Below are 18,999 nucleotides of genomic sequence, written 5' to 3' on the forward strand. Positions count from 1 at the left end.
GTGAAGGCGCGGCTGCTGCCAGCCGCGCCCGGCGTATCAGACGGCGAAGAGCAGGTACTCACGCTCCCAGGAACTGATCACGCGCTTGAAGTTTTCATGCTCGGCCCGCTTGACCGCGACGTAGCCGGTGATGAAGGTCTTGCCCAGGTATTTCTCGATGGTCGCGCTGTTTTCCATACGCTCCAGCGCGTCTTCGATGGTCAGCGGCAGACGCAGGTTGCGGCGTTCATAGCCACGTCCGACGACTGGCGCGCTCGGATTCAACCCCTCGACCATGCCGATGTAACCGCAGAGCAGGCTCGCGGCAATCGCCAGGTACGGGTTGGCGTCGGCGCCCGGCAGACGGTTTTCCACGCGGCGGTTCTGCGGGCCGGCATCCGGTACGCGCAGGCCCACGGTGCGGTTCTCTTCGCCCCACTCCACGTTCACCGGCGCCGAGGTGTCCGGCAGGAAGCGGCGGAACGAGTTGACGTTCGGCGCGAACAGCGGGAGCAATTCCGGAATCAGTTTCTGCAGGCCACCGATGTGGTGCAGGAACAGCTGGCTCATGGTCCCGTCTTCATTGGAGAACACGTTCTTGCCGGTCTCGATGTCGATGATGCTCTGGTGCAAGTGCATCGCACTGCCCGGCTCGCCGGTCATCGGCTTGGCCATAAAGGTTGCGGCCACGTCATGCTTGAGCGCGGCTTCGCGCATGGTGCGCTTGAACACCAGAATCTGATCGGCCAGAGACAGTGCGTCACCGTGACGGAAGTTGATTTCCATCTGCGCCGTGCCGTCTTCGTGGATCAGCGTGTCGAGGTCCAGCTCCTGCAGTTCGCACCAGTCGTAGACGTCTTCGAACAGCGGGTCGAATTCGTTCGCCGCTTCGATCGAGAACGACTGACGCCCGATTTCCGGACGGCCCGAACGGCCGATCGGCGGCTGCAGCGGATAGTCGGGGTCGTCACTGCGTTTGGTCAGGTAGAACTCCATTTCCGGCGCCACGATCGGCTGCCAGCCCTTGTCGGAATAGAGCTTGAGGACTTTCTTGAGGACGTTGCGCGGCGACAGCTCGATCGGGTTGCCTTGCTTGTCGTAGGTGTCGTGGATCACCTGGGCAGTCGGCTCGATGGCCCATGGCACCAGGTACACGGCGTTCTGGTCGGGACGGCAAATCATGTCGATGTCGGCCGGGTCGAGCAGTTCGTAATAGATGTCGTCTTCGACGTAGTCGCCGGTCACGGTCTGCAACAGAACGCTTTCCGGCAGGCGCATGCCCTTTTCGGCGATGAACTTGTTGGTCGGCGAGATCTTGCCCCGGGTGATACCGGTCAAGTCGCCGATCATGCATTCGACTTCTGTGATCTTGTGGTCTTTCAACCAATCGGTGAGCTGGTCGAGGTTGTTACTCATAAATGCCTCTGGGCTGAGTCTCCTGACATCGTGTCAGGCAAAGTTTGACGCCGTGGCGTCGCGTTAAAGGGGGCTTGCTTGCGCGCAGTGCCGGCTTACGCCTGGCACCGCGCATAGACAATGAAAGAGGAGCTTACCTGCCCTTTACGCTGGCGTTGCATTTCCTGTGCACATTCAAGGCGTGCAGAATCATGAGCACGGCTCGGGGAGCGGCACAGGCTTTGGGACTCAAAGAGATCTATATTGGAAGAGGACGCCATAAACAGAGTGCTTTGCCGTACGTCCAGAATAACGGACGCTGGCGTTCTGGCTATTGTCGCCGAGAACATCGTCAACAGACCGCGAACCATGCTGGCTGCGCTACGGACGGATTTGTCGCCACTGATGTGATGAGCATGCAGACCGGACTGTTGCGAGCAGTCGGTGATGCCGATTAACGGCAGGCGAGACATGAAGCACCCCGGTATTATTGCTGTTATGGGTTTGGTCGGAGCTTAGCCTTGTTCATTTTTTTACACAACACCCCCGTAAAAAATACAACACGGCCTGCTCAAGCCCGCGGGTGCCAAGTGTTTCAAGGACAAAAAACTGCCCCAAAGTGCCCCATAAATGCCCTTGCAGCGCTTTTTTAGGGCAAAAAAGGCCTCGCTTGACTTCGGCAGGCCGTTCGGGTTGACTGAAACCAGAAAAGATCAATGATTGATATTTTTAACAACAAAGGTGTTGCATCATGTCGGTACCCCCGCGTGCCGTTCAGCTTAACGAAGCGAACGCGTTCCTTAAGGAACATCCTGAGGTTCTGTACGTTGACCTTCTGATTGCGGATATGAATGGTGTGGTGCGCGGCAAGCGCATCGAACGCACCAGCCTCCACAAGGTTTACGAGAAAGGCATCAACCTGCCGGCCTCTCTATTTGCTCTGGATATCAATGGTTCCACGGTGGAAAGCACCGGCCTGGGTCTGGACATCGGCGACGCCGACCGGATCTGCTATCCAATCCCCGATACCCTGTGCAACGAGCCATGGCAGAAGCGCCCTACCGCGCAACTGTTGATGACCATGCACGAACTCGAAGGCGACCCGTTCTTCGCCGATCCGCGCGAAGTGCTCCGTCAAGTTGTTGCAAAGTTTGACGAGCTGGGCCTGACCATCTGCGCAGCCTTCGAGCTGGAGTTCTACCTGATCGACCAGGAAAACGTGAACGGCCGCCCTCAGCCGCCACGCTCACCGATCTCCGGCAAACGCCCGCACTCGACTCAGGTCTACCTGATCGACGACCTCGACGAATACGTCGACTGCCTCCAGGACATTCTGGAAGGCGCCAAAGAGCAAGGCATCCCGGCCGACGCCATCGTCAAGGAAAGTGCCCCGGCGCAGTTCGAAGTGAACCTGCACCACGTCGCCGACCCGATCAAGGCCTGCGACTACGCGGTACTGCTCAAGCGTCTGATCAAGAACATCGCCTACGACCATGAAATGGACACCACCTTCATGGCCAAGCCGTATCCGGGCCAGGCAGGCAATGGTTTGCACGTACACATTTCGATCCTGGACAAAGCCGGCAAGAATATCTTTGCCAGCGAGGATCCCGAGCAGAACGCCGCGCTGCGTCACGCGATCGGCGGTGTGCTCGAGACCCTGCCGGCGCAGATGGCTTTCCTCTGCCCGAACGTCAACTCGTACCGTCGCTTCGGCGCGCAGTTCTATGTGCCGAACTCGCCGTGCTGGGGCCTGGACAACCGCACCGTGGCGATCCGCGTACCGACCGGCTCAGCCGATGCCGTGCGTATCGAGCATCGCGTAGCCGGTGCCGACGCCAACCCGTACCTGCTGATGGCTTCGGTCCTGGCCGGTGTGCATCACGGTCTGGTGAACAAGATCGAACCGGGCGCTCCGGTCGAAGGCAACAGCTACGAGCAGAACGAACAAAGCCTGCCGAACAACTTGCGCGATGCCCTGCGCGAGCTGGACGACAGCGAGGTGATGGCCAAGTACATCGATCCGAAATACATCGATATCTTCGTCGCCTGCAAGGAAAGCGAGCTGGAGGAGTTCGAACACTCCATCTCCGACCTTGAGTACAACTGGTATCTGCATACCGTGTAAACGGATTGCGATCAGATAAAACGCCGTCGGCTGTCGTAGCCCACGGCGTTTTTTTTAAGGCCCGATTTTGATCTGAATGGCCGCCTGCGGCGGTTCGGGAGCAAGCTCCCTCCCACGGGGGATCTCAGCGAATGGGGATCTTTTGTACGCAGAAGATCAACTGTGGGAGGGGGCTTGCTCCCGAAGGCATCCTGGCAGACAACACACGGCTCGGCTCGTACAATGCCCGCTGCCCCGCAGGAGACTTCCATGACGCGTCCCGCCCCCGTCCGCAAACCCCGCGCCCGCAGCCAGGCGCGCATCGACTCGATACTCGACGCCGCGCGTACGCTGCTGGCCGCCGAGGGTGTGGCCAGTCTGTCGATCTACAGCGTCGCCGAACGCGCGCAGATTCCACCCTCCTCCGTGTACCACTTCTTCGCCAGCGTGCCGGCGCTGCTCGAAGCGCTGACCGCCGACGTGCATGCGGCGTTTCGCGCCTGCCTGCAAGCGCCGATCGACCACGACGCCCTGCGCGACTGGCGTGACCTGTCGCGACTGGTCGAAGAGCGGATGCTGGAGATCTACGACGAAGACGCGGCGGCCCGCCAGTTGATCCTCGCCCAGCACGGCCTGACCGAAGTGACCCAGGCTGACCGCCAGCACGACATCGAACTCGGCGACCTGATGCACAAGCTGTTCGACCATCACTTCGAATTGCCGCGACTGCCGAGCGATGTCGATGTGTTCGCGCTGGCGATGGAACTGGGCGACCGCGTGTATGCGCGTTCGGTGCAGCAGCATGGGCAGATCACGCCGCGCATGGCCGAGGAAGGGATGCGGGTGTTTGATGCCTATATCGGGCTATATCTGCCGCCGTATCTACCCAAAAGAGTTCTCTAGCGAGTTCACCGGCCTCTTCGCGAGCAAGCCCGCTCCCACATTTGGAATGTGATCCCCTGTGGGAGCGAGCCTGCTCGCGAAGGCCGCACCGCAGTTTTCAGATCAGGCACAAAAAACCCCGAAGGGCTCACGCCTTTCGGGGTTGTTTTTTACCACTGGCTTACAACTTGGCGATCGACACCTCGGTGGATTTCACGAAGGCGATCACTTCGCTGCCCACCGCCAGTTCCAGCTCCTTGACCGAGCGGGTGGTGATCACTGAAGTGACGATACCGGAAGCGGTCTGCACGTCGATTTCCGACAGCACGTCGCCGAGAACGATCTCCTTGATCGAGCCTTTGAACTGGTTGCGCACGTTGATGGCTTTGATAGTCATGGCTTTGATTCCTGTCGTTGGATGTAACTTGAGTTATTGCGCCCAACGCAATTGCGTAGGCAGTGGTGAAACAGGTTCCGGCTCCGGCGGCTCGCCGGGCAGGGACAGAACACGGTTGAGCACTTCGGTTTCCAGCGCCGCCAGTCGATGCGATCCGCGCACTCGCGGACGCAGCAACTCCACTTGCAGATCGAGACCGACTTCGCCGTCCTCGATCAGAATCACCCGGTCGGCAATCGCCACCGCTTCGCTGACGTCATGGGTCACCAGCAGCACGGTGAACCCATGCTTTTGCCAGAGGCGTTCGATCAGTTGCTGCATCTCGATCCGGGTCAGGGCATCCAGCGCACCCAGCGGCTCGTCGAGCAGCAACAGGCGCGGCTGGTGAATCAACGCCCGGGCCAGCGCCACACGCTGCTTTTGCCCGCCGGACAAGGCGGCTGGCCACTCGTTGGCGCGATCGGCCAGCCCCACCGCTTCCAGCGCCTCCAGAGCTTGCGGGCGCCAGTTGCCTTTAAGGCCGAGGCCGACGTTGTCGATGATCTTTTTCCACGGCAGCAGCCGGGCTTCCTGGAACATCAGCCGGGTGTCTTCCCGCGCATCGCTCAGCGGTGCAGCACCGGCCAGCAGGTCGCCGCCAGTCGGTTGATCGAGGCCGGCGAGCAAGCGCAGGAAGGTGCTCTTGCCGCACCCGCTGCGCCCGACCACGGCGACGAATTGCCCCGCCGGAATGTGCAGGTCGATGTCGCGCAACACCTGCCGCGCGCCAAAGGTTTTCTGCAGGTTGCGCACCACCAGCGGAATCCCGCGCAGCAAGCGTGGAGGTTGTTGAGCGGTCATGCCGCACCTCCCTTGGCAACCTGATAGGCCGGATGCCAACGCAGCCACACACGCTCAAGTCCACGGGCCGCGAGGTCGGCGAGTTTGCCGAGTACCGCGTAAAGCAGGATCGCCAGCACCACCACATCGGTCTGCAAAAACTCGCGGGCATTCATCGCCAGATAGCCGATGCCGGAGCTGGCGGAGATGGTTTCGGCAACGATCAGCGTCAGCCACATGAAGCCCAGCGCAAAGCGCACACCGACCAGAATCGAAGGCAACGCACCCGGCAGGATCACCTGCCAGAACAGGCTGAAACCGCTCAAGCCATAACTGCGCGCCATCTCCACCAGCGCCGGATCGACGTTGCGGATGCCGTGGTAGGTGTTGAGGTAGATCGGGAACAACGTGCCCAACGCCACCAGGAAAATCTTCGCCGACTCGTCGATGCCGAACCACAGGATCACCAGCGGAATCAGCGCCAGGTGCGGCACGTTGCGAATCATCTGCACCGAGCTGTCGAGCAGGCGTTCACCCCATTTCGACAAGCCGGTGATGAAGCCCAGCACCAGACCGATGCTGCCGCCGATGGTGAAGCCCAACGCCGCGCGCCAGCCACTGATTGCCAAGTGCGTCCAGATCTCGCCGCTGCGCACCAGACTGACGCCGGCCTCGATCACCGCCACCGGTGCCGGCAGGATCCGCGTCGACAACCAGCCGGCCGACACCGACAACTGCCACACCGCCAGCAAGAGCACCGGCAACGCCCAGGGCGCGAGGCTGTGAATGATTTTCTTCATGGCGCGCCTCAGCTCTGCGACGCGGCTTTGGGAAGAATGTCGTTGGCCACCATCTCGCCGAACGGGCTGACATAACCGGCGCTTTTCGGCAGTTCCGGACGCTCGATGTCGAGGTGCGGGAACAGCAGTTCAGCGACGCGGTACGACTCTTCGAGGTGTGGATAGCCGGAGAAGATGAAGGTGTCGATGCCCAGATCCGCGTACTCCTTCACGCGCGCCGCCACAGTCGGGCCATCGCCGACCAGCGCGGTACCGGCACCGCCACGCACCAGGCCGACGCCGGCCCACAGGTTGGGGCTGACTTCGAGGTTGTCGCGACTGCCGCCGTGCAGCGCGGCCATGCGTTGTTGACCGACCGAGTCGAAGCGCGCCAGCGATGCTTGCGCACGTTTGATGGTGTCATCGTCCAGATGCGAGATCAGCCGGTCTGCCGCTTGCCAGGCTTCGGCGTTGGTTTCGCGCACGATCACATGCAGACGAATGCCGAAGCGCACGGTGCGTCCGAGCCTGGCGGCTTTAGCGCGCACTTGTTCGATCTTTTCGGCGACGGCGGCTGGCGGCTCGCCCCAGGTCAACACCATCTCGACCTGTTCGGCAGCGAGATCCTGCGCCGCTTCCGAGGAGCCGCCGAAGTACAGCGGCGGACGCGGTTGCTGAATTGGTGGATAAAGCAGTTTGGCGCCCTTCACGCTGATGTGTTCGCCGTCGTAATCGACGGTTTCACCTTCCAGTACCCGACGCCAGATGCGGGTGAATTCCACCGAGGCCTGATAACGCTCTTCGTGGTTGAGGAACAGACCATCACCGGCCAACTCTTCCGGGTCGCCACCGGTCACCAGGTTGAACAGCGCACGACCGCCGGACAGACGATCCAGCGTCGCTGCCTGCCGCGCCGCCACCGTCGGGGAAATGATCCCGGGGCGCAGGGCGACAAGGAATTTCAGACGCTGGGTCACCGGGATCAGCGACGCGGCGACCAGCCACGAGTCTTCGCAGGAACGGCCGGTGGGAATCAGCACGCCGCCAAAGCCCAGACGATCCGCCGCTTGCGCGACCTGTTGCAGATAACCGTGGTCAACGGCGCGAGCGCCTTCGGCGGTGCCAAGGTAATGGCCGTCACCGTGGGTAGGCAGGAACCAGAAGATGTTGAGGCTCATGGAGTGGTCTCCTTGGGGATTCGATTTACTGGGCTTGGGTAACCGAGCTTTGGGCCACAGCGGCCGGTGGTGTCCAGATCACATCCTTGATGCTCAACGGCTTGGGAATCAGCTTGAGCTGGTAGAAGGTGTCGGCGATTTTCTGTTGTGCGGCGACCACTTCCGGGGTCAGGAACAGCGCACCGTAGCCCTGGCGTTTCACCGAGGTCAGGGTGATGTCCGCCGGCAGGCCGAGCAGTGGCGCGACCTGTTGGGTCACGTCTTCAGGGTTGGCTTTGGACCACTCGCCGACGGCGCGCACTTCTTCGACGAGGGTCTTGATCACCTCGGGATTTTTCTGCGCGTAAGGTTTGGTCGCGAGGTAAAACTGATGGTTGTCGACGATGCCTTTGCCGTCACGAAGAGTGTGCGCTTGCAGCTGTTTCTCGGCAGCGGCCTGGTACGGATCCCAGATCACCCAGGCATCGACACTGCCACGCTCGAACGCGGCGCGAGCATCGGCCGGCGGCAGGAACACGGTCTGGATATCGGAGTATTTGAGGCCGGCGTCTTCCAGTGCGCGCACCAGCAGGTAGTGCACATTGGAGCCTTTGTTCAGGGCGACTTTCTTGCCCTTCAGATCCGCCACCGATTTTATCGGCGAGTCTTTCGGTACGAGGATCGCTTCGCTGTTCGGCGCTGGCGGTTCGTAGGCGACGTAGAGCAGATCAGCGCCGGCAGCCTGAGCGAATACCGGAGGGGTTTCGCCGGTCACGCCGAAGTCGATCGAGCCAACGTTCAGGCCTTCCAGCAGCTGCGGGCCGCCGGGGAATTCAGTCCATTGCACGTCCACGCCTTGTGCGGCCAGACGCTTTTCCAGAGTGCCTTTGGCTTTGAGCAGCACCAGCGTGCCGTATTTTTGATAACCGATCCGTAGAGTCTCGGCCTGAGCTTGAGTGATGGCGCCGAAGGTGACAGCCGCAGCAAACAGAGCGACCAGACCACGACGCAAAAATACAGGGCGCATAGCGCTCTCCTTTTTGCAGTTGGGTTTTGGCTGCACCTGCTTGGCCGTTAGCGGCTGAGTAAGGTGAGTGGAGCAAATTCGGGTGAAGCTCAAATGCTCCAGCGAGCACTCAATAAACGTTCATTCAACAGGCCCGGCTCCAGTGGTTTCGGCCGGCGGGCCATGGCACTGACAAACTGATCCAGCGCTTCGTACAGACGCTGTTCCAATGCCGGTGCCAGTTGCGCCTGGGCACTGCCTTCGCCGTAAGCGATCTGGCTATCCTCGGCGAAAATGCCCTGGAGCATTTCCTGGGCCTTCAACGCCGATAGCACTGGCTTGAGCGCGTAATCGACTACCAGCATGTGGGCGATGCTGCCGCCCGTAGCCATCGGTAAAACGATCTTGTGGTTCAGGGCGCGTTCCGGCAGCAGATCCAGTACGGTTTTCAGCGCACCGGAAAACGAGGCCTTGTACACCGGCGTGGCGATCAGCAAGCCATCGGCGTTTTCAATCTGCGCCAGCAGGTCGAGCACCTTTGGGCTGTCGAAGCGGGCGTGGAGCAGGTCTTCGGCCGGGAAGTCCCGCACCTGATAACTCACCACTTCCACGCCTTGCTCCTGCAACCAGCGTTGCGAGCGCTCGAGCAACACTCCTGAGCGGGAGCGTTGGCTAGGACTGCCACCGAGTGAGACGACCAGCATTCAGACGATTCCTTGCGTGTTACAGGCAATTCGCGGGTTGCGATCTCGCTTCGATGGAGTGACCTTACCAGCTGATTTATATATCCATAAATCATATTTATTCATTTGGTTATGCCTTTAAGAGATATGCGATTTGCTTTGTTGCGGGCAAAAAAACAGGCCGTGAAAACGGCCTGAAATCCCCTGCTTTGTGGTTCTGAATTCTCAATTGTGTGTTGCCTGGACTGACGCCTTCGCGAGCAAGCCCGCTCCCACAGGGGAACGCATTTCAAATGTAGGAGTGAGCCTGCTCGCGATGACGGTGGTGGCTACACCGCCAATCTCACTGATTCACTTGTTCGGTTGCGGCGTCAGACGCAGGTATGGCTTCACCGCGCGATAACCTTTGGGGAAGCGCCGCTTGATCTCGTCTTCGTCCTTGAGCGACGGCACGATCACCACCTCTTCACCGTCCTGCCAGTTGGCCGGGGTGGCCACCTTGTAGTTGTCGGTGAGTTGCAGCGAATCGATCACCCGCAGGATCTCGTGGAAGTTGCGCCCGGTGCTCGCCGGGTAAGTGATGGTCAGGCGGATCTTCTTGTTCGGATCGATCACGAACAGCGAGCGCACGGTCAGGGTGTCGTTGGCGTTCGGGTGGATCAGGTCGTACAGATCGGAAACCTTGCGATCGGCGTCGGCCAGGATCGGGAAGTTGACGATGGTGTTCTGGGTTTCGTTGATGTCTTCGATCCACTTGTGGTGCGAGTCCACCGGATCGACCGACAGCGCGATGGCTTTGACGCCACGCTTGGCGAACTCATCCTTGAGCTTGGCGGTGAAGCCCAGCTCGGTGGTGCACACCGGGGTGAAGTCGGCCGGGTGGGAGAACAGCACGCCCCAGCTATCGCCCAGCCATTCGTGGAAACGAATCTTGCCGGCGCTGGAATCCTGTTCGAAGTCGGGGGCGATGTCGCCGAGTCTGAGGCTCATGGTGCTGCTCCTGATGAGTTGTTGGAGAACTCAACTGTAGCTCGGGATTCAACATCATGAAAAAGAATAAATAAGTAGATATTTAGAATCTAATTGAATATTAAACATCGTTCACTGGACGCTCGCCGTCATCGCGACGAACATCGTCCTCAAGGTTCGAGAAGGCCTTGAGTAGCTGCAAAAGAAGGAAATCTCGGGAAGGGCTTACGGGGGTGAGCCTGACCCGAAAACGCAAAAGCCCCGTCCGGCGCGATGCCGGACGGGGCTTTTTTACATCAGCGAATCGAGGCGCGCTATTACAGCAGCGGGATCGAGTAGCTGACGATCAGGCGGTTTTCATCCTGGTCACGCTGACCTGGGATGTCGTTGCGCCACATGGCGTTTTTCCACATTACGCCAACGTTTTTCAGCGGGCCTTCTGGCACGACGTAACCGATGGTCAGGTCGCGTTCCCACTCGGAACGGCCATTACCGTTTTCAACGCCGTTTCTACCCACAGTGTCGATGTTGTCGCCACGCAGGTAAACCACACCGGCAGTCAAGCCCGGCACGCCGACTTTAGCGAAGTCATACGAGTAGCGTGCTTGCCAGGTGCGCTCGCCGGCACGGCCGAACTTCTGGATTTGCATGTCGGTGATGGTGTAGTTCGACGAACCGTCGCCTTGGTTCAACCAAGGGAAGTCGCTGCTACCGTTGGAAACCTGGTAGCCGCCGCCGAAGGTGTGACCGGCAACGGTATACAGGAACAGGCCGCTGTACAGATTGTTGTCGACCTTACCTTTACCGCTTGGCTGACCGGTGTAGTTGCCATTGCTGTAGTAAGCCGGAGTGTTGGAGTTGGCACCATCATCCGAGCTGTTGAAGTAACGGAAGTCCGATTTCAACACGCCAGGGCCAATTGCCCAGTTGTGGACAAGCCCAAGGAAATGCTGCTTGTAGAAATCTTCCAGGTTGCCGTAGTAGTACTGAGCAGTCAGGTCCTTGGTGATTTTGTAGTCACCACCGCCGTAGATGAACTTGTTGCTGTTAGTAATACGTGCAGTTGCACCACCAATGGACATGTTCTCGTTGTTGCTGGAGTTACGCCCTTTCACGGCTTCGATCTGACCGCCGACCAGAGTCAGGTCCTTGATCTCGCCGGAAGTGATCTGGCCACCCTGCCAGGTTTGCGGCAACAGACGACCGTCGTTGGTCACGATCACTGGCAGTTTTGGCTGCAGGGTGCCCAACTTCAGTTCGGTCTGAGAGATCTTGGCTTTGGCAGTCAGACCCAGACTGGAGAAGCTGTCGACAGCGTCACCATTGCGTTCGCTTGGGAAAACGGTACCGCCGTAGTTACCAATACCGTTGGTGCCACTACCCGAATCCAGACGCACACCCAGCAGGCCGATGGCGTCGATACCGAAACCTACAGTGCCTTGGGTGTAACCAGAGATGAAGCGCAGATCGAAGCCTTGGCCCCATTCTTCGTTCTTCTTCTGAGCACCAGCGGCTTTTGTGCCGGAGTCACGGTTATCGTTGTTGATGTAGAAGTTACGCAGCCCCAAAGTAGCTTTGCTGTCTTCGATGAAACCGGCGGCGCCTGCCTGCTGCGCCATAACCCCTACGGCCACAGCCAGGGCCAAGGTGGACTTGTTCATGTATCGCTCCTCTCGTTTCTAATTTTTTGCTTTTTTACTGTCGGTTCCGGATCTATTGCCCGAAATCCTGAATGTTTAATCGCGACCGACCGTTACCCCCAGTCAAAGGCGCGAAAGGATACCCCGGCATAGTCTTTAAAAGAATTGTTTCACTCTTTTTCAGAGCGTCGAGGCATATATAAAGGCCGCGCAGACCGGATGTATCGGCTTCAACACCGATTCCTGAACCCTTCAGATTGTCGAGGGACAAAAATGCCAAAACACCGCAGCGTCTTTTGAACGCTGGACGGGTCTACTTTAGGCTTTCGTCACAGAACATAAAAAGAATAAAAAACGACAATAGACTTGTATTTGGGAATATAGAAAAACACGCAAAAAAAACCTTGCCATCGGCAAGGTTTTTTATCGGAACTCGTTACAGGAAGCTGTAGGTGTAGTTGAAGATCAGGCGGGTCTGATCCTGATCGGCAATATTGATTTCGCTGCCACGATAAACACCATTACGCAGCGTCACACCGAAACCTTTGAGTGTGCCCTGTTGAACGGTGTAATCGATACGCATGTCTCGCTCCCACTCGGACATATCGCTACCGGAACCGTTCGTTGCCTTGATGTTGTCGCCATGCAGGTAAGCGACCGAGGCTTTGAGGCCCGGTACGCCCAGCGCTGCAAAATCATAGGAGTATTGACCAAAGGTAGTGTTTTCACCGGCACGGACGAAACCGTTAATCATGGAGTCGGTGAACAGATAGAAACTGGCGCCACCGGCCCCTTCAGGGCGACCGTTGCCATCGACCACGTTGCCTTGGTTCAAGTAGACGAAGCCACCGTCATCGTTGACACGTTGATGGCCGAGCAAGAACGCGTTACCACCCAAGGTGTAAGTGAACATGGCGCTCCAGGTCTTGTTGTCGACCTCGCCCGGGTTCTTGGCATAACCACCGTTGTTATTGAAGCGGTAGCCTGCGTCCCCGTTCTTGCCATCGGAGCTGCTGTCGAAATAGCGGATGTCGGTCTTGAACGACTGGTTCGAGCTGATCGGGAAGACGTGTACCAGACCAAGGAAATTCTGCTTGTAGTAGTCTTCCAGGTTCGCGTAGTAGTACTGCAGCGTCAGGTCTTTAGTGACTTTCCAGTCTGCACCGGCATAACGGAACTGGTTGCTGTCCTCGGTACCACCCGCTACCGCCAGGCCGGTGGTATTGGACGAAGCGCGACCTGCGGCGTGTTCCAATTGACCTGCGTTGAAGGTGACGTTATCGATTTCCTTCGACGTGATGGTTCCGCCTTCGAACGTTTGTGGCAGCAGACGGCTGTCGTTGGCAACGAGAATCGGCATGTTCGGCTGCAAGGCACCACCGTAGTGGGCTTCGGTCTTCGAGAAGCGCGCCTTGACGTTGCCTGCTACACGGCTCCACTCGTCTACGGCCGAACCGTCGCTGTCGCTCGGGAAGAATGTGTTGGAGTCCGGGTGATGCCCCTTGCCACCATCAAGGTGAATCCCCACCAGTGCCTGCGCATCAAAACCGAAACCGACGGTACCTTGAGTAAAACCCGACAGATAATCGAACTTCAGTCCCTGTGCGGTTTCTCTCTGATCGGCACCGCCATCACGGTTGTCGTTGTTGAAATACATGGTGCGGGAACTGACAGAAGCCTTGCTGTCTTCGATGAAACCCGCGGCACCTGCCTGTTGCGCCAATACCCCAAACGCCACAGCCACAGCCAAGGTGGACTTATTCATTGTTAAGCTCCTCTCGTTTCTAATTCTTGTTTGCCTGGCCCGGATCGACGCCCGAGTCCCAAAGGTTAGCGATTAGCGCCAGAGCGTGACTCACAAGTCAATCGTAACCTTGTGTGTCTACGACCATGGTCTAATCTCCGGTTTTTTGGTCCATGCAGTTTCATGAATTTGTCATGAAGCTGAAAAGAATAGACACCTTCTTTTCTAATACCCTTTAGGAATTGAAACCCCGTATTTGCACGCTGTAGCGCTACCCACACCAACGTGTCGGTCAATTTCTGAAAAGTATTGAATCGCCCTGCCCAGAGCGATTTTCGCTGAAGCAATCCGGAAACAAATCCATCACAACAACCGCCAACCCAGCGCACTATCCGGATCAATTGTTACAGTTTGTGTATCAGAATATTTGTTTCACGCACGACGAAGCCGCCGTTCCTGCCGGAATGACTCGGCTCGACGCCGCCCGTGACTTCAGTGAGGGTGAATCAGGAGAAGAACTGCAAAAGCAAAACGATTGAGGCGGGAAGCAGTCTGCACCTGCTCCCCACAACCCAATGAATCAGAGGGTCTTTTCGAAGATCTTCGAGTTACGCTGATAGTTGTACAGCGAGGCCCGTGCCGCCGGCAGACGCTCGACGCTGCTAGGCTCGAAGCCACGTTCGCGGAACCAGTGCGCGGTACGGGTGGTAAGGACGAACAGGGTTTTCAGCCCTTGTGCCCGCGCGCGAGTTTCGATGCGCTCCAGCAACTCATCGCCGCGACCGCCATGGCGATACTCCGGATTCACCGCCAGGCACGCCAGTTCACCAGCGTCCGAATCGGCAATCTGGTACAGCGCCGCACAGGCGATGATCATGCCTTCACGCTCGACCACGCTGAACTGCTCGATCTCGCGCTCCAGCACTTCGCGCGAGCGACGCACCAGAATCCCTTGCTCTTCCAGCGGACTGATCAGGTCGAGCAAACCGCCGACGTCTTCAATCGCCGCCTCGCGCACCAGTTCGAATTGCTCCTGAGCGACCAGCGTACCGCCACCGTCGCGGGTGAACAGTTCGGTCAGCAGCGCGCCATCTTCGGCATAGCTGACAATATGGCTGCGCGCCACGCCACCACGGCAGGCCTCGGCGGCGGCATCCAGCAGTTCCGCCTGATAGTTGCTGCCCAGACGCGCCAGATGCGCAGGCACCTGTTGCGGACGCAGTTCGCGCACCAGTTTGCCGTTCTCGTCGATCAGACCGAGGTCAGCGCCGAACAGCAGCAGCTTGTCGGCACCGAGGTCGATGGCGGCGCGGGTGGCGACGTCTTCGCAGGCGAGGTTGAAGATTTCCCCGGTCGGCGAGTAGCCCAGCGGCGACAGCAGTACGATCGAACGCTCGTCGAGCAGACGATTGATGCCTTTGCGATCGACCCGACGCACTTCGCCGGTGTGGTGATAGTCGACGCCTTCGAGTACGCCGATCGGCCGCGCGGTCACAAGGTTGCCGCTGGCCACCCGCAAGCGCGAGCCCTGCATCGGCGACGAGGCCATGTCCATCGACAGCCGCGCTTCGATAGCGATACGCAGCTGACCGACCGCGTCGATCACGCACTCCAGCGTCGCCGCATCAGTGATGCGCATGCCGTGGTGGTAGTGCGGGGTCAGGCCGCGAGCGGCGAGGCGGGTTTCAATCTGCGGGCGCGAACCGTGGACCAGCACCAGACGCACACCGAGGCTGTGCAACAGCACCAGGTCGTGGACGATGTTGCCGAAATTCGGATGCTCCACGCCGTCGCCGGGCAGCATGACGACGAAGGTGCAGTCGCGGTGGGCATTGATGTAAGGGGACGCGTGACGAAGCCAATTGACGTATTCGGGCATGAACCTGGGCCTGTAATAAATAGCAGCCGGAAATAAGGGCGAAACGGAAAACGCACAGCGGGCTGATGGTTATCGTCGGAACAGGCTTGGCGACACGCGCGCTCTCCTCATGAATACGGGTTGGGGTGCTGGCAATTTACAGCGTTTGATCAGGCAAAACACAATCCCTGTGGGAGCGAGCTTGCTCGCGAAAGCGGTGAGTCAGTCGACATCGATGTACCTGATACACCGCTCTCGCGAGCAAGCCCGCTCCCACAGGTGGACATCATCGTTTGTCCGGGCTCAGGCAGTAATGTTCAATCAACTGCCGCAATAGTTGCACGGTAGGCTGCAAACGTGACATTTCAAGGTATTCGCCCGGCTGGTGCGCACACGCAATGTCGCCGGGGCCGAGCACAATGGTTTCGCAGCCAAGGCGCTGAAGATAAGGCGCTTCGGTGCCGAACGCTACTGCTTCGGCACTATGACCGGTGAGCTTTTCAGCGATGCGCACCAATTCAGCGTCTTCGGCCTGCTCAAACGACGGCACTTCCGGGAACAATGGCTGGTAGTCGATCTTCACCTGATGCCGCTCAGCCACCGGGTTGAGCTTGCGCAGAATCTCCGCACGCAGGACTTTCGGGTCCATGCCCGGCAACGGGCGCAGATCGAACTCCAGCGAACACTGGCCGCAGATGCGATTCGGATTGTCGCCGCCATGAATACAGCCGAAGTTCATGGTCGGTTGCGGCACACTGAACTGCGGGTTGTTGAATTCACGCTGCCATAGCAGGCGCAAACCGCGCAGTTCGCCGATGGCATCGTGCATCGCTTCGAGGGCGCTGTGACCCAGGCGCGGATCCGACGAATGGCCGCTCTGCCCGAGGATATCGATGCGCTCCATCATGATGCCCTTGTGCATGCGGATCGGTTTGAGCCCGGTCGGCTCGCCGATCACCGCTGCACGGCCCAACGGCTTGCCGGCCTCGGCCAGTGCGCGGGCACCGGACATCGAGCTTTCTTCATCACAGGTGGCGAGGATCAGCAGCGGTTGCTTGAACGGCTGCTCGAGCAGCGGCTGCACGGCTTCGATGATCAGGGCGAAAAAGCCCTTCATGTCGCAACTGCCCAGCCCGACCCAGCGACCATCGACCTCGGTGAGTTTCAGCGGATCGGTCTGCCACAGCGCATCGTCATAAGGCACAGTATCGCTATGCCCGGCCAGCACCAGGCCGCCGGGGCCACTGCCAAAACTGGCGAGCAGGTTGAATTTACCGGGGCTGACCTGCTGGATATCGCAGCTGAAGCCCAGATCCCCCAACCAACCGGCGAGCAAATCGATCACCGCCCGGTTGGACTGATCCAGGTTCGGTTGGGTGCAACTGACCGATGGTGCGGCGATCAGTGCCGCGAACTGGTCTTGCATGGATGGCAAAGGCATCGCTGACTCCAACTCCCGATTTGAAGTCCATCATAGAGCCATCCGGCGCTCGGAATAAACCGCCGCAGGGCGTAGGAAGTTTGAGTCCTGTACACTGCACGGCCTTGGCAGCCACACATTCCCCCGGCTGCGCTCCCGATCCTGGATTTTCCGGCCATGCAGAAAGAAACCGAAATCAAACTCCGCGTCAGCCGCGAAACCCTCGCTGCCCTGCGCGAGCACCCGCTACTGAAAAAACGCAACAAAAATGGCTGGGAACGCCGTGAGTTGATGAACCAGTACTTCGATACCCCCGAGCGCGATCTGGCCCAGGCCAAAGTCGCCCTGCGCCTGCGCAAGGACGGTGACGAAGTGATTCAGACCCTCAAGACCCGCGGCCAGAGTGTTGCCGGTCTGTCCGAGCGTAACGAGTACGACTGGAAGTTGCCCAAAGCCAAGCTCGACGTGAAGAAACTCGACGGTGAATGCTGGCCCGAGTCGCTGGCCGAGCTGGACAAGAAAACCCTGAAGCCGATCTTCACCACCGATTTCGTCCGCGAGCGCGCGGAAATCGCCTGGGGCCGTGGCAAGGCCAAAGTGGTCATCGAAGCCGCGCTGGACCTCGGTCACGTGGTGGTCGGCAAGCAGAAAGAAGAAATCTGCGAGCTGGAACTGGAACTGCGCGAAGGCGAGCCTGCCGCGCTGCTGGAACTGGCCGCCGAACTGGCCGAAACCCTGGCCCTGATGCCGTGCGACATCAGCAAGGCCGAGCGCGGCTACCGTCTGTACGACGCCAACAGCTACTCGCTGAGCCTGCCAGCGCCGCAACTGACCCCGGAAACCCAACTCGACGACGCCTTCGCCGCACTGGCCTGGCACTTGCTCGGCAGCAGCCAGCGTCTGGCCGAACAATATCGCTTCAACGGCCACTGGCGACTGCTGCAGGACTGGGTCGAGAACCTCGCGGAAATGCGCGCCCTGCTCAGCAGCCTCGGCCAGGCGGCACCGCGTCCGGCCACTCACGACTTGCGCGTGGCGCTGGATGCACTGCTGGAAGACTGGCGCCCACTGGTTCAGGTCGGCATCGAAGACGAAGACGTGCGCAAGGCGGCGCCGGAGCAATTCCTCGAAGAGCTGGAAGACCCGCGCTGGGGCCTGTTCTCGCTGACTGTCTCGCGCTGGCTGCTGGCCCGCACCTGGGCCGCCGAGCGCAACACCCGCGGCAATCGCCAGGGCGCCGCGCAACTGCACAGCTGGCTGCCGCGCATGCTGGGCGAAGAAGCCACGTCCCTGCAATTGCAGCGCTATCAGCAGCAGCCGGAAGATCTGGCCGAGCAACTGCCGCGCATCGAACGCATCCAGGTCTGGCTGCACCACGCGCGTAACGTGCTGGAGGTCGCGGAAATGGATCGCCTGTACGGCGAGCTGAACAAACTGGCGCAACTGGCCAACGAACCGACCATCACTGACGAACTGCTCGATGCGCGCAAGCAGCAGGCGATTGCGGTTTATCAGAATCGTGCGTGGAAAATGCTGCTGCGCATGTGATGCTCAGCAACACCTGAAAACTGTGGCGAGGGAGCTTGCTCCCGCTGGAGGCCGAAGGACTCCCAATTCCTGCAAGTGCAGATTTTGGGGCCGCTTCGCAGCCCAGCGGGAGCAAGCTCCCTCGCCACAGAGGCATCAGCGCAAAACTGGCAGGCTGGTCGTCGACTTGATCTCCGATAGCGCCACAATCGAGTTCACTTCCTGAATCCCCGGCACCAGCGACAGCTTCTCGAAGAAGAACCGCTCATACGCCTCGATGTCCGCCGCGACAATCCGCAACAGAAAATCTACCGCGCCCATCAGCACATAACACTCCAGCACTTCCGGAAAACCGCGAATCGCCTCGGTGAATTCGGTGAAGTTCGACCGTCCGTGGGCGTTGAGTTTGATTTCGGCGAAGATCTGCGTGTTCAGGCCGATTTTTTTGCGATCGAGCAAGGTCACCTGACCGCGAATGATCCCCTCCTCCTTCATCCGCTGAATCCGCCGCCAGCACGGCGACTGCGACAGTCCCACCTGCTCGGCGATCTGCGCGCTGGACAGCGAAGCGTCCTCTTGCAGCAAGGCGAGAATCCGCCGGTCGTAGCTGTCCAGCTCGCTATGCATAATCAATCCT

The 18,999-nt window shown here is 59.3% G+C and carries 16 protein-coding genes; 3 read left to right on the plus strand and 13 right to left on the minus strand.

The window, feature by feature from the left end:
* Nucleotides 1–36: 36 nt before the first annotated feature.
* Nucleotides 37–1,395, minus strand: a complete 1,359-nt coding sequence (locus ACS4NR_RS20210) for a glutamine synthetase family protein (protein WP_003229252.1) — start codon at nt 1,393–1,395, stop codon at nt 37–39.
* Nucleotides 1,396–2,125: 730 nt separating this feature from the next.
* Here ACS4NR_RS20210 and ACS4NR_RS20215 point away from each other — a divergent pair.
* The gene (locus tag ACS4NR_RS20215; protein ID WP_095137602.1) at nt 2,126–3,502 is read left to right on the plus strand and encodes a glutamine synthetase family protein; all 1,377 of its coding nucleotides are present in this window, start codon (nt 2,126–2,128) and stop codon (nt 3,500–3,502) included.
* A 249-nt stretch (nt 3,503–3,751) separates the two neighbouring features.
* Nucleotides 3,752–4,384, plus strand: a complete 633-nt coding sequence (locus ACS4NR_RS20220) for a TetR/AcrR family transcriptional regulator (protein WP_095137603.1) — start codon at nt 3,752–3,754, stop codon at nt 4,382–4,384.
* A gap of 160 nt (nt 4,385–4,544) precedes the next feature.
* Here the strand turns inward: ACS4NR_RS20220 and ACS4NR_RS20225 are convergent, their stop codons facing one another.
* The 11 genes from ACS4NR_RS20225 to argE all read right to left on the minus strand — a co-directional run bounded on the left by ACS4NR_RS20225 (nt 4,545) and on the right by argE (nt 16,856).
* On the minus strand, nt 4,545–4,760 hold the full coding sequence (locus tag ACS4NR_RS20225; protein ID WP_007967989.1) for a TOBE domain-containing protein: 216 nt from the start codon (nt 4,758–4,760) through the stop codon (nt 4,545–4,547).
* Nucleotides 4,761–4,793: 33 nt separating this feature from the next.
* Nucleotides 4,794–5,600 carry an aliphatic sulfonates ABC transporter ATP-binding protein gene (gene ssuB, locus ACS4NR_RS20230; RefSeq protein ID WP_456018178.1) on the minus strand — a complete coding sequence of 269 codons (807 nt, stop codon included), beginning with the start codon at nt 5,598–5,600 and terminating at the stop codon, nt 4,794–4,796.
* Nucleotides 5,597–6,379, minus strand: coding sequence for an aliphatic sulfonate ABC transporter permease SsuC (ssuC, locus tag ACS4NR_RS20235; RefSeq protein ID WP_003229260.1), 783 nt, complete (start codon nt 6,377–6,379; stop codon nt 5,597–5,599). The genes ssuB and ssuC overlap by 4 nt, the downstream gene beginning before the upstream one ends.
* Before the next feature lie 8 nt (nt 6,380–6,387).
* Nucleotides 6,388–7,536, minus strand: a complete 1,149-nt coding sequence (ssuD, locus tag ACS4NR_RS20240; protein WP_047596660.1) for an FMNH2-dependent alkanesulfonate monooxygenase — start codon at nt 7,534–7,536, stop codon at nt 6,388–6,390.
* A gap of 25 nt (nt 7,537–7,561) precedes the next feature.
* Nucleotides 7,562–8,542, minus strand: coding sequence for a sulfonate ABC transporter substrate-binding protein (locus ACS4NR_RS20245; protein WP_456018179.1), 981 nt, complete (start codon nt 8,540–8,542; stop codon nt 7,562–7,564).
* Between the two features lie 89 nt (nt 8,543–8,631).
* Entirely contained in the window at nt 8,632–9,225 is a 594-nt protein-coding gene (ssuE, locus tag ACS4NR_RS20250) for an NADPH-dependent FMN reductase (protein ID WP_456018180.1), read from the minus strand.
* A 330-nt stretch (nt 9,226–9,555) separates the two neighbouring features.
* Nucleotides 9,556–10,194, minus strand: a complete 639-nt coding sequence (locus ACS4NR_RS20255) for a peroxiredoxin (protein WP_095137608.1) — start codon at nt 10,192–10,194, stop codon at nt 9,556–9,558.
* 296 nt (nt 10,195–10,490) lie between these two features.
* The gene (locus ACS4NR_RS20260) at nt 10,491–11,834 is read right to left on the minus strand and encodes an OprD family porin (RefSeq protein ID WP_456018181.1); all 1,344 of its coding nucleotides are present in this window, start codon (nt 11,832–11,834) and stop codon (nt 10,491–10,493) included.
* Nucleotides 11,835–12,249: 415 nt separating this feature from the next.
* Nucleotides 12,250–13,578: an OprD family porin gene (locus ACS4NR_RS20265; RefSeq protein ID WP_456018182.1), complete on the minus strand. Its 1,329-nt coding sequence runs from the start codon at nt 13,576–13,578 to the stop codon at nt 12,250–12,252.
* A gap of 559 nt (nt 13,579–14,137) precedes the next feature.
* A complete protein-coding gene (gene argA / locus ACS4NR_RS20270; RefSeq protein ID WP_095137611.1) occupies nt 14,138–15,436 on the minus strand; it encodes an amino-acid N-acetyltransferase in 1,299 nt (432 codons plus the stop codon).
* Nucleotides 15,437–15,701: 265 nt separating this feature from the next.
* Nucleotides 15,702–16,856 (minus strand): acetylornithine deacetylase, encoded by a 1,155-nt coding sequence (gene argE / locus ACS4NR_RS20275; RefSeq protein WP_456018183.1) that lies wholly within the window; start codon nt 16,854–16,856, stop codon nt 15,702–15,704.
* A gap of 156 nt (nt 16,857–17,012) precedes the next feature.
* On the opposite strand from argE, the gene ACS4NR_RS20280 reads away from it, so the two are divergent.
* A complete protein-coding gene (locus tag ACS4NR_RS20280; RefSeq protein WP_456018184.1) occupies nt 17,013–18,383 on the plus strand; it encodes a CYTH domain-containing protein in 1,371 nt (456 codons plus the stop codon).
* 135 nt (nt 18,384–18,518) lie between these two features.
* Here ACS4NR_RS20280 and ACS4NR_RS20285 read toward each other — a convergent pair whose 3' ends face one another.
* Nucleotides 18,519–18,989 carry an Lrp/AsnC family transcriptional regulator gene (locus ACS4NR_RS20285; RefSeq protein ID WP_007951785.1) on the minus strand — a complete coding sequence of 157 codons (471 nt, stop codon included), beginning with the start codon at nt 18,987–18,989 and terminating at the stop codon, nt 18,519–18,521.
* Between the last annotated feature and the right edge of the window lie 10 nt (nt 18,990–18,999).

It is taken from the genome of Pseudomonas sp. JQ36 (assembly GCF_053851495.1).

Coding starts and splice junctions, on each gene's coding strand:
- ACS4NR_RS20210 (WP_003229252.1), bottom strand. CDS start 1,395: ATGAGTAACAACCTCGACCAGCTCACCGATTGGTTGAAAGACCACAAG.
- ACS4NR_RS20215 (WP_095137602.1), top strand. CDS start 2,126: ATGTCGGTACCCCCGCGTGCCGTTCAGCTTAACGAAGCGAACGCGTTC.
- ACS4NR_RS20220 (WP_095137603.1), top strand. CDS start 3,752: ATGACGCGTCCCGCCCCCGTCCGCAAACCCCGCGCCCGCAGCCAGGCG.
- ACS4NR_RS20225 (WP_007967989.1), bottom strand. CDS start 4,760: ATGACTATCAAAGCCATCAACGTGCGCAACCAGTTCAAAGGCTCGATC.
- ssuB (WP_456018178.1), bottom strand. CDS start 5,600: ATGACCGCTCAACAACCTCCACGCTTGCTGCGCGGGATTCCGCTGGTG.
- ssuC (WP_003229260.1), bottom strand. CDS start 6,379: ATGAAGAAAATCATTCACAGCCTCGCGCCCTGGGCGTTGCCGGTGCTC.
- ssuD (WP_047596660.1), bottom strand. CDS start 7,536: ATGAGCCTCAACATCTTCTGGTTCCTGCCTACCCACGGTGACGGCCAT.
- ACS4NR_RS20245 (WP_456018179.1), bottom strand. CDS start 8,542: ATGCGCCCTGTATTTTTGCGTCGTGGTCTGGTCGCTCTGTTTGCTGCG.
- ssuE (WP_456018180.1), bottom strand. CDS start 9,225: ATGCTGGTCGTCTCACTCGGTGGCAGTCCTAGCCAACGCTCCCGCTCA.
- ACS4NR_RS20255 (WP_095137608.1), bottom strand. CDS start 10,194: ATGAGCCTCAGACTCGGCGACATCGCCCCCGACTTCGAACAGGATTCC.
- ACS4NR_RS20260 (WP_456018181.1), bottom strand. CDS start 11,834: ATGAACAAGTCCACCTTGGCCCTGGCTGTGGCCGTAGGGGTTATGGCG.
- ACS4NR_RS20265 (WP_456018182.1), bottom strand. CDS start 13,578: ATGAATAAGTCCACCTTGGCTGTGGCTGTGGCGTTTGGGGTATTGGCG.
- argA (WP_095137611.1), bottom strand. CDS start 15,436: ATGCCCGAATACGTCAATTGGCTTCGTCACGCGTCCCCTTACATCAAT.
- argE (WP_456018183.1), bottom strand. CDS start 16,856: ATGCCTTTGCCATCCATGCAAGACCAGTTCGCGGCACTGATCGCCGCA.
- ACS4NR_RS20280 (WP_456018184.1), top strand. CDS start 17,013: ATGCAGAAAGAAACCGAAATCAAACTCCGCGTCAGCCGCGAAACCCTC.
- ACS4NR_RS20285 (WP_007951785.1), bottom strand. CDS start 18,989: ATGCATAGCGAGCTGGACAGCTACGACCGGCGGATTCTCGCCTTGCTG.